This window comes from Pseudomonas sp. 910_21 (genome assembly GCF_052850735.1).
This window is the reverse complement of sequence record NZ_VXCY01000003.1, coordinates 291729-304674: the sequence shown is the minus strand read 5'-3', so window position 1 is coordinate 304674 and position 12946 is coordinate 291729. Positions and strand designations below refer to the sequence as shown.

Annotated in this window: 11 protein-coding genes; 8 read left to right on the top strand and 3 right to left on the bottom strand. The window is 64.5% G+C overall.

The window, feature by feature from the left end:
* Nucleotides 1–14 precede the first annotated feature (14 nt).
* The 6 genes from FW796_RS11375 (at nucleotide 15) to FW796_RS11350 (ending at nucleotide 6680) form a co-directional block, all read left to right on the top strand.
* Complete coding sequence (locus FW796_RS11375) at nucleotides 15–878, top strand: LysR family transcriptional regulator (protein WP_446439374.1); 864 nt, start codon at nucleotides 15–17, stop codon at nucleotides 876–878.
* Between the two features lie 149 nt (nucleotides 879–1027).
* Entirely contained in the window at nucleotides 1028–2104 is a 1077-nt protein-coding gene (locus FW796_RS11370; RefSeq protein WP_346633275.1) for a putative 2-aminoethylphosphonate ABC transporter ATP-binding protein, read from the top strand.
* Nucleotide 2105: 1 nt separating this feature from the next.
* Nucleotides 2106–3830: a putative 2-aminoethylphosphonate ABC transporter permease subunit gene (locus FW796_RS11365; RefSeq protein ID WP_346633274.1), complete on the top strand. Its 1725-nt coding sequence runs from the start codon at nucleotides 2106–2108 to the stop codon at nucleotides 3828–3830.
* 48 nt (nucleotides 3831–3878) lie between these two features.
* The gene (locus FW796_RS11360; RefSeq protein ID WP_346633273.1) at nucleotides 3879–4904 is read left to right on the top strand and encodes a putative 2-aminoethylphosphonate ABC transporter substrate-binding protein; all 1026 of its coding nucleotides are present in this window, start codon (nucleotides 3879–3881) and stop codon (nucleotides 4902–4904) included.
* 91 nt (nucleotides 4905–4995) lie between these two features.
* Nucleotides 4996–6129: a TIGR03364 family FAD-dependent oxidoreductase gene (locus FW796_RS11355; protein WP_446439373.1), complete on the top strand. Its 1134-nt coding sequence runs from the start codon at nucleotides 4996–4998 to the stop codon at nucleotides 6127–6129.
* Nucleotides 6129–6680, top strand: coding sequence for a phosphonate degradation HD-domain oxygenase (locus tag FW796_RS11350; protein ID WP_346633271.1), 552 nt, complete (start codon nucleotides 6129–6131; stop codon nucleotides 6678–6680). The genes FW796_RS11355 and FW796_RS11350 overlap by 1 nt, the downstream gene beginning before the upstream one ends.
* A gap of 65 nt (nucleotides 6681–6745) precedes the next feature.
* Here the strand turns inward: FW796_RS11350 and FW796_RS11345 are convergent, their stop codons facing one another.
* Both FW796_RS11345 and FW796_RS11340 read right to left on the bottom strand, forming a co-directional pair.
* The gene (locus FW796_RS11345; RefSeq protein ID WP_446439372.1) at nucleotides 6746–8134 is read right to left on the bottom strand and encodes a GTPase/DUF3482 domain-containing protein; all 1389 of its coding nucleotides are present in this window, start codon (nucleotides 8132–8134) and stop codon (nucleotides 6746–6748) included.
* On the bottom strand, nucleotides 8127–9506 hold the full coding sequence (locus tag FW796_RS11340; RefSeq protein WP_346633269.1) for a DUF2868 domain-containing protein: 1380 nt from the start codon (nucleotides 9504–9506) through the stop codon (nucleotides 8127–8129). Before FW796_RS11340 ends, FW796_RS11345 begins: the two co-directional genes overlap by 8 nt.
* A gap of 96 nt (nucleotides 9507–9602) precedes the next feature.
* Here FW796_RS11340 and FW796_RS11335 point away from each other — a divergent pair, with 96 nt between their 5' ends.
* Nucleotides 9603–10115 carry a dihydrofolate reductase gene (locus FW796_RS11335; RefSeq protein ID WP_346633268.1) on the top strand — a complete coding sequence of 171 codons (513 nt, stop codon included), beginning with the start codon at nucleotides 9603–9605 and terminating at the stop codon, nucleotides 10113–10115.
* Nucleotides 10116–10171: 56 nt separating this feature from the next.
* Here FW796_RS11335 and FW796_RS11330 read toward each other — a convergent pair whose 3' ends face one another.
* Nucleotides 10172–11563: an L-cystine transporter gene (locus tag FW796_RS11330; RefSeq protein ID WP_346633267.1), complete on the bottom strand. Its 1392-nt coding sequence runs from the start codon at nucleotides 11561–11563 to the stop codon at nucleotides 10172–10174.
* 240 nt (nucleotides 11564–11803) lie between these two features.
* Here FW796_RS11330 and FW796_RS11325 point away from each other — a divergent pair, with 240 nt between their 5' ends.
* Nucleotides 11804–12859 (top strand): haloacid dehalogenase-like hydrolase, encoded by a 1056-nt coding sequence (locus tag FW796_RS11325; RefSeq protein ID WP_402892729.1) that lies wholly within the window; start codon nucleotides 11804–11806, stop codon nucleotides 12857–12859.
* The last annotated feature ends 87 nt before the right edge of the window (nucleotides 12860–12946 follow it).

Genomic DNA, 12946 nt, shown 5'->3' with positions numbered 1-12946 from the left:
AATGAGAGAACCCTGTGCTGAGTGCCGAGCTGAAGGCTTTTTACATGGTCGCCCGCCTGGGCAGCATCACCCAGGCGGCGAAGAAGCTTGGCCTCAGTCAGCCGACGGTGACCACGCAGATCCGCAACCTGGAAAGCCAGTATTCGGTGGAACTGTTCTACCGCGGCGGTCGTCGCCTGAGCCTCAGCGATGAGGGCGCGCGCCTGCTGCCCATGGTCAAGGACCTGTTGCAGCAAGAGGCTGATATCGAGTTCTTCCTGCGCAACAGCGGCCAGGTGCAGGGCACATTGCGCATCGCCGCCACCGCGCCGTACTACATCCTCGATCTGGTGAAGACCTTCCGCGAGCGACTGCCCCAGGTCGAAGTGTCGGTGGAAATCGGCAACTCCCAGCAAGTCCTCGAAGCCCTGGATGACTACCGGGTGGATGTGGCGGCCTCCTCGCAACTGCTGGAGGACGCGCGGCTGATCCGTCGGGTATTGGGCAGCGATCCGCTGGTGTTGGCGGTGCACCGCAACCACCCTCTGGCGGCGCTGGATCACGTGCCGCTCAATGCCCTGGCCGGGCATACCCTGTTGATGCGCGAACCCGGCTCCACCACCCGCAGCCTCACCGAAACCTTGCTCAAGGACGCCAACGTCAGCTTTGGCCCGCTGCTGGAGATCGGCAGTCGCGAATCGATCCGCGAGGCGGTGCTGCGCAATATCGGCATCAGCATCATTGCCCGTCAGGAAGTGCCCCACGATCCACAACTGCGGGTGCTGACCATCGAGCATGCACCGCAGATCGTCGAGTACCTGTACTGCCTCAAGGAGCGCAAGAACGCGCGCCTGCCGGCGGCGTTTCTCGGATTGGCGCAGGAAATGGCTCCCGCCTGAAAGACCTGCATCGGCCAGATCAGCCAGCACATGCCTGACAAGTGAACCCAAATCCCTGAATACCACTATCGGTCGTTTTTGCCTTACTGCCATATGACCGACGCATTACAACTCTAGGATTTGCCTCATCTGCTAGATGAGGTCCGTCCATGAACCACTCCACTGCAACTGCCCTGAGCAACCCCGGCGCGCCGATGAAGGTGCGGGGCGTCCAGAAGCGCTTTGGCGCCTTCACCGCCCTGGACAACGTGTCCCTGGATGTCGCAGCCGGCGAGCTGGTGTGCCTGCTGGGCCCGTCCGGCTGTGGCAAGACCACGCTGCTGCGTTGCATCGCCGGCCTGGAGCGCCAGGACCAGGGCGAGTTGTACCTGGGGGATCGGGACGTTTCGCTGCTGGCGCCGCAAGCCCGGGACTACGGCATCCTGTTCCAGTCTTACGCGCTGTTTCCCAATCTCACGGTAGAAGCCAACATCGCCTACGGCCTGGCCGGTAGCGGCCGTGAGGAAGTGCGCAAGCGTGTGGCGCAAATGCTGGAACTGGTAGGGCTGACCGGCAGCGAGAAGAAATATCCCGGCCAGTTGTCCGGCGGCCAGCAGCAGCGCGTCGCCCTGGCCCGTGCCCTGGCGCCGTCACCGTCGCTGCTGCTGTTGGACGAGCCGATGTCGGCCCTGGACGCCCGGGTTCGCGAGCACTTGTGCACCGAGCTGCGTCAGTTGCAACGGCGCCTGGGGATCACCACCTTGATGGTCACCCACAATCAGGACGAGGCCATGTTGATGGCCGACCGCATCGCTGTCATGAACAACGGCAAGGTCGAGCAGTACGCCACGCCCCAGGAAATCTACGATCGTCCGGCCACGCCCTTCGTCGCCGAGTTCGTTGGCCAGGGCAACTGGCTGCCCTTCAGCCGCAACAGCGACAGCCATGCCCAGGTCGGCGGAATGAATGTGCGCCTGGCCGACGGCTCGGCCAAGACCGCCTCGGGCCGGCTGTTCTGCCGTCCGGAGGCCATCAGCGTGAACCCGCTGGTGCATGAGGAAAACCTGTTTCCGGCCAAGGTCCGCGAGATCACTTTCCTCGGTAACCGCTGCCGCATGAGCTTCGAACTCAACCAACTGCCGGGGCATGCGCTGCTGGCTGAACTGGCACCGGAAGCCATGCCGCGTCTGGGGGCCCAGGACATCTGGGTCGCCTTGCCGCCGCGCAGCCTCCAGGTGTTTGCCTAAGATGAGCGTGCCAATGTCCCTGCCGCTACCTGCCAAGCGGGCGCGCCAGGCCTCTCGTGCCGAGATCGGCGACCGTATTTTTGTCGTCGGCGGCAAGGTTCTGCTCCTGCTCCTGCTGGGTGTAGCGGTGCTGTTGCCGCTGCTGGCGATCTTCTGGCGCGGTTTCAGTGCCGAAGCCGGACAGGGCGGTGGCTGGCTGGCGGCCCGTGAATTGGTGGCCAGCGCCAACTTCCACTGGTTGCTGGGCAACAGCCTGAAAGTCTCCCTCAGCGTGGCCGCCATCGTGGTGCCCCTGGCCTACCTGTTCGCCTACGCCCTGCAACGCACGCTGATTCCCGGCAAGGGCCTGTGGCGTGGCCTGTCGCTGTTGCCGTTGATGGCGCCGTCGATGCTGCCGGGCATTGCCCTGGTCTATCTGTTCGGCAATCAGGGGATGCTGCGTGGTCTGTTCGCCGAGAACATCTACGGCTTCTGGGGCATCGTCCTCGGCGAGGTCATCTACACCTTTCCCCATGCCCTGATGATCCTGCTCTCGGCCCTGTCCCTGGCGGATGCGCGGTTGTTCGATGCGGCGTCGAGCATGGGCGCCAGCCCCGCCAAGGCCTTTCGCAGCATCACTTGGCCGGCGACCCGGCAGGCGGTGTTCGCTGCGTTCTGCCTGGTGTTCACCCTGACCATCACCGACTTCGGTGTGCCGGTGGTGGTGGGTGGCGACTATCAGGTCCTGGCCCTGGAGGCCTACAAGGCGGTGGTGGGCCAGCAGCAGTTTGGCCGTGGCGCCCTGATCGGCATGGTGTTGCTGCTGCCGGCGTTGTTCAGTTTCGGCGTCGATGCCTGGTTGCGCCGCCGTCATGGCGATTCCATGAGCGGCCGCGCCCAGGTATTCAAACCGACGCCGTCGCGGCTGCGCGACGCTTGCTACCTGGCTATCGTGCTGCTGATCTGCGCGGCCTTGTTGCTGGTGTTCGGCATGGCGGTGTATTCCTCCCTGGTGAAATTCTGGCCGTACAACCTGTCGCTGTCGCTGAACCACTACCAGTTCAACGACACCGCAGGGGGCGGTTGGCTGGCCTACCGCAACAGCCTGACCATGGCCCTGTGCACCGCGCTGATCGGCAGTGTGGTGATCTTCACGGGGGCCTACCTGATGGAGAAAACCAGTGGCCAGCGTGGCCTGAACCTGGCCTTGCGCATGCTCAGTTTCGTACCGATGGCGGTGCCCGGTTTGGTGCTGGGCCTGGGCTACGTGTTCTTCTTCAACCTCAACGGCAACCCGCTGCATGTGTTCTACGGAACCATGACTCTGCTGGTGGTGTGCACCATCGCCCACTACCTGACCACCGCGCAGATGACCGCCACCACCGCCCTGCGCCAGTTGGATGCCGAATTCGAGGCCGCCGCGCTGTCCCTCAAGGCGCCGCTGTACCGGCACTACCTGCGGGTTACCGTGCCGATCTGCCTGCCGGCGCTGCTGGACATCGTGCGTTACCTGTTCGTTTCGGCCATGACCACGGTGTCGGCGGCGATCTTCCTCTACAGCCCGGACACCATCCTCGCCGCCGTCGCTGTGCTGAACATGGACGACGCCGGCAACGTCGGCGGCGCTGCGGCCATGTCGACCCTGATCCTGTTCACCTCCGCCGGCGTTTCGCTGCTGCTGGCCTGGGCTTCCCGCGGGCTGTTGCGCCGCTCCCAGGCCTGGCGGCAGACCGCGCCGGGCCACTGATGCCTTGCTCACTCACCCTCTGATCTGCACTCACTAAGGAACCGCACCATGTTCAAGCCCCTGGCTCTTGCCGCTGCCGTCCTCTCTGCTGTCAGCCTGAACGCTTTTGCTGCGAAAACCGAACTGACGGTCTACACGGCCCTCGAAGCCGAGCAATTGAAGTCCTACAAGCAAGCCTTCGAAAAGGCCAATCCGGACGTGGAGATCAAGTGGGTGCGTGATTCCACCGGGATCATCACCGCCAAGCTGCTGGCGGAAAAAGCCCGGCCACAAGCGGACGCGGTCTGGGGCCTGGCGGCTTCCAGCCTGGCGATCCTCGATCAGCAGGGCATGCTGCAAAGCTACGCGCCCAAGGACCTGGGCAAGATCGGCCCGAACTATCGCGACGCCGCCAACCCACCGGCCTGGGTCGGCATGGACGTGTGGGCCGCGACCATCTGCTTCAACACCGTGGAGGCGCAGAAGCAGGGCCTGACCAAACCGGTGAGCTGGCAGGACCTGACCAAGCCCGAGTACAAGGGCAAGATCGTCATGCCTAACCCGGCGTCCTCGGGCACCGGCTTCCTCGATGTCAGCGCCTGGCTGCAGACCTTCGGCGAGAAACAGGGCTGGCAGTACATGGATGACCTGCACCAGAACATCGGCCAGTACGTCCACTCCGGCTCCAAGCCGTGCAAGCTGGCCGCCGCCGGTGAGTTCCCGATTGGTATCTCCTTCGAGTACCCGGCCGTGCAGCTCAAGCGCCAGGGTGCGCCGCTGGACATCGTCCTGCCCAAGGAAGGCCTGGGCTGGGAAATCGAAGCCACGGCGGTGATCAAGGGCACCCCTCATGAAGAGGCGGCGAAGAAGCTCGCCGACTTCTCCGCCAGCCCCGAAGCCATGGAGCTGTACAAGGAAAACTTCGCTGTCCTGGCCCAGCCCGGCATCGCCAAGCCGCAGACCGAACTGCCGGCCGACTACGAGCAGCGCCTGATCAAGAACGACTTTGCCTGGGCCTCGAAGAACCGCGACGAGATCCTCGCCGAATGGCGCAAGCGCTATGACGGCAAGTCGGAAAAGGTCGCCAAGCAGTAACCGATCAATCGCCTTCGCCGGCCAGCCGCTTCTACCGGGTTTGTAGGAGCCGGCTTGCCGGCGAAGGCGCTCCCCATCCAGGACACAACTCATGACCCATCACAGCGATCTGCTGATCGTCGGCGCCGGCATCCTTGGTCTGTCCCACGCCTACGCGGCTGCCAAGCGCGGTCTGCGGGTACAGGTATTCGAGCGCAGCGCCACGCCCCTGGGGGCTTCGGTGCGCAACTTCGGCCAGGCCCTGGTCACCGGGCAACCGCCGGGCATCATGCTGGAACTGGCCCGTGCCAGCCGCGATATCTGGGCCGACTGGCAACAGCTGGCGGGCCTGCCACTCAAACGCAACGGTTCCTACCTGTTCGCCCGCAGCGAAGCCGAGGAGCAGTTGCTCGAAGCCTTCTGCGCCGGCCGCGCGCGCGAGCACGGCTACCGCGTCGATCTGCTCCAGGGCGCAGCCCTGAATGATCTGTACGGCGGTCAATTCCGCCATCACCGGGCGGCGTTGCACGGTCTGGACGACCAGCAGTTGTATTCCCGGGAAGCCATCCCGATGCTGATCGACTACCTGCGCCGCGACCTGGGGGTGCAGTTCCACTTTTCGACCCTGGTGCGTGACATCGCGCCGGGGCAACTGCACAGCACCGCCGGCAGCTTTCACGCGCCACGCATCGTGCTGTGTTCGGGGCACGATTATCAGACCTTGCTGGCCGAGCAGATCGCCGCCTTGCAACCGCAGATCTGCCGCTTGCAGATGCTTCGCGCCCGGCCCCAGGTCAATCTGAACCTGCAACATGCGTTGCTCACCGGGCTCAGTTGCGTGCATTACGGCGCCTTTGCCGATCTGCCGGAAGCCGCCGCCGTGCAGGCGCAGATCCTGCGTGAAGCGCCGCACCTGCATGAGCACGGCATTCACTTGCTGATCAGCCCGACCCCCTATGGAGAGGTGATCATCGGCGATTCCCATGATTACGGCAGCGATCCGTCGCCTTTCAATGGCGAGCAGGTGGATGACTGGCTGATCGAGCTGGCCGAGCAGACCTTGGGCTGCAAGGTCCAGGTGGTGGAGCGCTGGCAGGGCGTCTATGGTGCTCGCGGGCCCGGACCGTTCTCCTTCCTGGAGGCCGCCCCCGGGGTCCATGTGGCCCTGATGCACACCGGGGTGGGCATGAGCGTTGGTCCGGCCATGGCCGAGGGCAATATCGCCCGGGTGCTGGAGGAAGCGTGATGAGTCGGCAGCAGGTGATCGATGAGGTTTTCGGCTTGTACGAGCGCTTTGGCGATCACGACTACATCGGCGAGCCGGTGTCGCAGATCGAGCATATGTCCCAGGCGGCGCAGTTGGCCCTGGCGGAAGGTTATGACGACGAAGTGGTGCTGGCGGCGTTCTTCCACGATATTGGGCATATCTGTCAGCAGGATGCCGAGAACATGCACGGTTTTGGCGTGGTCAGCCACGAGCGCCTGGGGGCGGACTATCTGCGTCGGGCGGGCTTCAGCGAGCGTCTGGCGCAACTGGTGGAATATCACGTTCAGGCCAAGCGTTACCTGACCCTCAAGGAGCCGGGGTATTACCAGCGCCTGAGCGAGGCCAGTCGACGCACCCTGGAGTATCAGGGCGGGGTGATGAGCGCGGCAGAGGCGGCGGCCTTCGAGCTCGACCCGCTGTGTGCGGTGAGTTTGCGCATGCGCCACTGGGACGAGCAGGCCAAGGAGATGTGGGTGCCGGTGATGGACCTGCAGATCCTCAAGGACAAGGCCTTGGCGGTGTTGGCTTGAGCCCTTTCGCGGGCAAGCCGGCTCCTACAGAGCGCTGTAGGAGCCGGCTTGCCGGCGAAGGCGCTCTACGCCTGAACCACTAGGGTTTCGGCCAGGGCCTCGATCTGCTCCTGACGCTCGGCCTGGCTCAGGCGCGCATGGGGATTGAGCGACGACCACTGCGGATGCGCCCGAGCCTTGCTCAGGGCTTCCGGCAATTTGCCCTCGCGCCAGCTCTTATCCTCCGGCGTGGCCAGACGGATGCTGTCCATGGCTGCATGCCCGCGCCGGTCCAGCGCCTGTACCAACTGCCGCTGACGCAACGCCAACAGCCGTAGCACGCTGTCGTCCACGGTCAATTCGCGCTGGCCCTTGAGCTTGCCCAGCAGGCGACTGCCGTAGCTGCGGGCGGTCTGCAGGGCGCCGCCGGCAATCGCTCCGGCCAACGCCGCGGCGCCCAGGGTCAAGCCACCTACCAACAGATCCACGCCGGCCCCGGCTGCCGCTCCCGCGGCGATCCCGCCACCGACACGCACCCCCAACTGCTTGAGGGTTTCCGGATTGAACAGGTCGTCGCCCCAACGTCCGTCCAACAGCGGCAGATCACTGGCCGAGGCGTCCTGAGGGCGGAAAGCGTAGAGCTTGAGCAGGGCTTCGACACAGCGTTGCTCACGCTGACGGATGGCCTGACGGAGTTCGCCAATCGCCTGCTGCTCCTGTTGCGTGTCGCTGGCCACGCTGCGGCGGCAGGCGGCGCAGTCCACCAGCAGTTCGGCAATCAGCCGTGCCGCACTTTGCTGGCGCGCCAGGCGTTGTGCCTGCTGGTCGTCGATCAGCCGTTGCAGGGCCGGGCGGGCATGCTCCAGCAGCAGGGACAGGCTCTCATACAGCCGTCGTTCGCCGTCTTCCGGCGGCGCCACGCTGTCGAAGCGCACCAGGGCGTGCAATCCCTGGCGAGCCAGGGCTTCGCGCCAGTCGCCTTCGCGCTGTTCGTCGCTGCTGACGAAATTCAGCACCGGCAGCAGTGGCTTGCCACAGCCGCTCAGTACTTCAAGCTCATCCCGGTACTTGGCCAGCACCGGTTCCCGGGCGTCGATCACATAGAGCCCGGCGTCCGAGGCCAGCAGTTGGCGCAGGACCTTGGCTTCCTGCTCGAAGCGTTGCCGAGCCTCGCTGCCGTCGAGAAAGCGTGCCAGCCGGGCCGGGCCGTCCAGGCGTTCGCCGGGGCGTTCCAGGCGCTCCAGATAGTCCAGCAGGGCGATGGCGTCTTCCAGGCCCGGGGTGTCGTAGAGCTCCAGCAGGGGTTGGCCATCCACTGAGAGGCGAGCGCCTTCCACATGCCGCGTGGTGCTGGGGCGATGGGAGACTTCGCCAAAGCCCACGTCCCGGGTCAGGGTACGCAGCAGTGAGGTCTTGCCGACGTTGGTGTGGCCGACCACCGCCAGTTTCAGGGCCCGGTGGCGTGGTTCAGTCATGACCGGTCTCCAGCCAGTTGAGGGGCGCGCAATCGGCGAACGGCAGCTCAAGTTGCTCCAGGGCGGCGTGCCAGTCGCCCAGGCGAGCCGAGTCCAGCGCTTGACCTGGAGGCGCTTGCAGCAGCCAGATTCGCGTCGCGGCAGCGTTGCGCGCCAGCTCGGCAATCAGCCCCAGGCTGCCGCGATCCGGCGAGCGCCGAGGGTCGCAGGCAATCACCAGGCGCGCCGGGGGAAAGCGGCTCATCTGCTCCAGCAGACGGTTGCGTGACTCTCGGTTGTCGAGGATGCCGGCGTCCTTGATGCTGTCTGGCAGTTGCGGTGGCCAGGAGCGCTGATGGTCCAGTTCGATGGCCACCAACAGCGCGCCGCTGCTGTCCTGGGCGCTGACGCCGGCTTCGACTCGATGCAGTTGCTCGGGGGCCGCGTCATTGACCCCAAGGCGTTCGCTGCTGGGCATCAGGCGTTCACGCAACTGGCTGTAGCCCGGCAACTTGAGGTCCAGTTGCAGACGGGCCTGTCCGTGTTTCCAGCGCCAGCGGCAGAACAGCATCAGCAGCAGGCGCGGCAGCACGCCGTAGATCACCACTAGGACCACCAGCCAGATGGCCCAGGACTGACGGACCAGCTCGGTGTTGTAGACATCCCGGGTGCTGGCCTGGATGGTTGCCACGCTCGGCGCGCCGAGGCCCAGGCCTCGGGGCAGGGCGCTGATGGCGTTGGTAATGGCAACGAAGGCATCGGCGCCCAGCAGGGTGCTTTCCCAGACAAAGCTGTAGCGGTGGGTGGTCAGCAGCAACAGCAGCATGACCACGGCGCTGAACAGGGCCAGGCACCACAGGCCGTTGACCAGGGCGCCCAGGGCCCAGCGATTGAGCTTGCGCCGCTGGAGCAACAGCAACAGGGCCGGTGGTAACTGCGCGGCTTTGGCGTCGCGGGAGAATTTTTCACTCAGCCATAGCCACAGCCGGCCCAGGCTGGCGCTGTGCTCGCCGGCGAACAGCAGGCCGATCAGCCAACTCAGCAGCAGGATCAGGTTCAGGCCCAGCAGACTGCCCAGTGCCCAGAACACATTGACCGGTTGCTGGGTGTTGCCCAGGGCGCTGAAGGCCAGGCCGGCGCCACTGAGTACGGCCAGCAGCGCCAGGGCAAGCAACGCCAGGCGTGCGCCTTGCAGCCAGTGCAGCAACGCGCTGTGCAGACCGTCGCGCTGGGCCAGCCACAGGGCACGGGTCTGGATGCGGGTCGCCAGGTCGCCGCCCTGGTTGCGGGCCAGGCGGTTGGCTTCCTGATCGTCCAGTGGCCCGGCGTGTTCCTCGCGCAGGCGCACGGTTTCGGTCAGCCACAGTCGTTGCAGGGGAGTCAGTGCAGTCACGCGTCATTCCATCGCTCAAAAGTGCGCTGAGCATAACTGCTGCAGCGGCGGTCGGGTGAAGTTGCCAGGCTTGGGCCCTCTGGTATCCTCGCCGGCATGAAAAAATCTCTCCCTCTCAGCCTGATCGCGGCCCTCGGTGAAAACCGCGTGATCGGCGTCGACAACAGCATGCCCTGGCACCTGCCGGGGGATTTCAAATACTTCAAGGCCACGACCCTGGGCAAGCCGATCATCATGGGGCGCAAAACCTGGGATTCCCTGGGCCGGCCCTTGCCGGGGCGGTTGAACATCGTGGTCAGTCGTCAGACCGATCTGGTGCTCGAAGGTGCCGAGGTCTATCCGTCTTTGGCGGCCGCGGTAGCGCGGGCCGAGGAGTGGGCCCTGGAGCAGGGTGCCGACGAGCTGATGCTGATTGGCGGCGCGCAGCTCTATAGCCAAGGCCTGGAGCAGGCGGATCGCCTGTATCTGACGCGGGTGGCATTGAGCCCGGAAGGCGATGCCTGGTTTCCAGCGTTCGATCTGGACCAATGGCAGTTGGTGTCGGATGTGCCGAATCCGCCGGAAGGGGATAAGCCGGCGTACAGCTTCGAGGTGTGGGAGAAGCGTTAAGCGCTTCGCCGGCAAGTCGGCCCCCGTAGGAGGGGGCTTGCCGGCGAAGAGGTCAATCAAGCCTGAGCCAGTTCCTCGTGCTCATCGGCGTCCAGCAATGCCTTGTCGGTTTGCTGCATCACCTGGCTGGTGATGGCGCCGGCCGTCATCGAACCGCTGACGTTCAGCGCGGTGCGGCCCATGTCGATCAGCGGCTCCACGGAAATCAGCAACGCCACCAACGACACCGGCAGGCCCATGGCCGGCAGCACGATCAGCGCGGCGAAGGTCGCGCCGCCACCCACGCCGGCCACACCCGCGGAACTCAAGGTCACGATGGCCACCAGGGTGGCGATCCACAGCGGGTCCAGCGGGTTGATGCCCACGGTGGGGGCAACCATCACCGCCAGCATGGCCGGGTACAGGCCGGCGCAGCCGTTCTGGCCGATGGTGGCGCCGAACGAGGCGGCGAAGCTGGCAATGGACTGGGGAATGCCCAGGCGCCGGGTCTGGGCTTCGATGCTCAGGGGAATGCTCGCGGCGCTGGAGCGGCTGGTGAAGGCGAAGGTCAGCACCGGCCAGACCTTGCGGAAGAAGCGCAGCGGGTTGATCCCGGCCAGGGCTACCAGCAGGCCGTGGACCACGAACATCAGGCCCAGGCCGATGTAGGACACCACCACGAAACTGCCGAGCTTGATGATGTCCTGCAGGTTGGAACCGGCCACCACCTTGGTCATCAGCGCCAGCACGCCGTAAGGGGTCAGTTTCATCACCAGGCGCACCAGACGCATCACCCAGGCTTGCAAGGTGTCGATGGCGTTGAGCACTTTCTGCCCTTTGTCGGCGTCATCCTTGAGCAATTGCAGCGCCGCGACACCGAGGAAGGCGGCGAAGATCACCACGCTGATGATCGAGGTCGGCTTGGCCCGGGCCAGGTCGGCGAAAGGGTTCTGTGGGATGAACGACAGCAGCAACTGCGGCACGTTGAGGTCGGCAACCTTGCCCGCGTAATCGCTCTGGATCACTTGCAGGCGCGCCATTTCCTGGGTGCCGGCCACCAGCCCTTCGGCCGTTAGGCCGAACAGGTTGGTCAGGCCGATGCCCACCAGCGCCGCGATGGCGGTGGTGAACAGCAGGGTGCCGATGGTCAGGAAGCTGATCTTGCCCAGGGACGAGGCGTTGTGCAGGCGGGCCACGGCGCTGAGGATCGAGGCGAACACCAGGGGGATCACGATCATCTGCAGCAACTGCACGTAGCCATTGCCCACCAGGTCGAACCAGCTGATGGAGGCCTTGAGCACCGGGTTGCCGGCGCCGTAGAGGCTGTGCAGGGCGATGCCGAAGACCACGCCCAGCACCAGGGCCAGGAGGACCTTCTTGGCCAGGCTCCAGGTGGTGTGGCGGGTTTGTGCCAGGCCCAGCAGCAGGGCCAGGAACACCAGCAGGTTGAGGATCAGCGGCAGATTCATTGGGGCTCCGATAAGACTTGTGTCAATCGCGGCTCAGGGCGATTGCGAACCGGCAAGCCTAACAGCTTGAAATCTATTGAATTAATAACGATATCGCATGGCAACTGTCGTTTTTGGAATAAGCCGCTGACGCTCAGGCGCATGCGGTTGGCGCTCTCGGGACGCAAGCGGTCGCGTAGAGACGAGAACTGTCACAGGGATTTGTTAGCGTCGAACCTTTCACTCAGGGAGAAACCGCAGATGAAGTTCGCGCCGAAATTTCTAGCCGTTGCACTCTGCCTGGGCCTTGCCGGCCAGGCCTTCGCCACCGAGTTGAAGCACTGGCCGCAGGAGCAGGCCAAGCAACTGGACGCGATGATCGCGGCCAACGCCAACAAGGGTAACTTCGCGGTGTTCGACATGGACAACACCAGTTACCGCTACGATCTGGAAGAGTCCCTGTTGCCCTACATGGAAAACAAGGGGCTGATCACCCGCGAGACCCTCGACCCGTCGCTGAAACTGATTCCGTTCAAGGACACCGCCGAGCACAAGGAAAGCCTGTTCAGCTACTACTATCGCCTTTGCGAAATCGACGACATGGTCTGCTACCCCTGGGTGGCCCAAGTGTTCTCCGGCTTCACCCTCAAGGAGCTCAAGGGCTACGTCGACGAGCTGATGGCGTCCGGCAAGCCGGTGCCGAGCACTTATTACGACGGTGACGTGGTCAAGACCATCGAGGTCAACCCGCCCAAGGTCTTCACCGGCCAGACCGAGCTGTACAACAAACTGATGGAGAACGGCATCGAGGTCTATGTGATGACCGCCGCCTCCGAAGAGCTGGTGCGTATGGTCGCCTCCGATCCCAAGTACGGCTACAACGTCAAGCCGCAGAACGTGATTGGCGTGACCACCCTGCTCAAGGACCGCAAGACTGGCGCCCTGACCACCGCGCGTAAACAGATCACCGACGGCAAGTACGACGAGAAGGCCAACCTTGGCCTGGAGCTGACGCCTTACCTGTGGACTCCGGCCACTTGGATGGCGGGCAAGCACGCGGCGATCCTGACTTACATCGATGAGTGGAAGAAGCCGGTGCTGGTGGGTGGCGACACACCGACCAGCGACGGCTACATGCTGTTTCATGATGTGGACGTGGCCAAGGGTGGCATCCACCTGTGGATCAACCGCAAGGACAAGTACATGACCCAGCTCAACGGCATGATGGCCAAGCACGCCGCGGCCCAGGCCAAGGAAGGCCTGCCGGTGACGGCGGACAAGAACTGGGTCATCGTCAAACCCGAAGACATCCAGTAATCCGGCCCGCTGCACCGCCCCTCTGTAGGAGCCGGCTTGCCGGCGAACAGTCCTTTGGATCTGGCGTCGCCCTTGTGGACGCCTTCG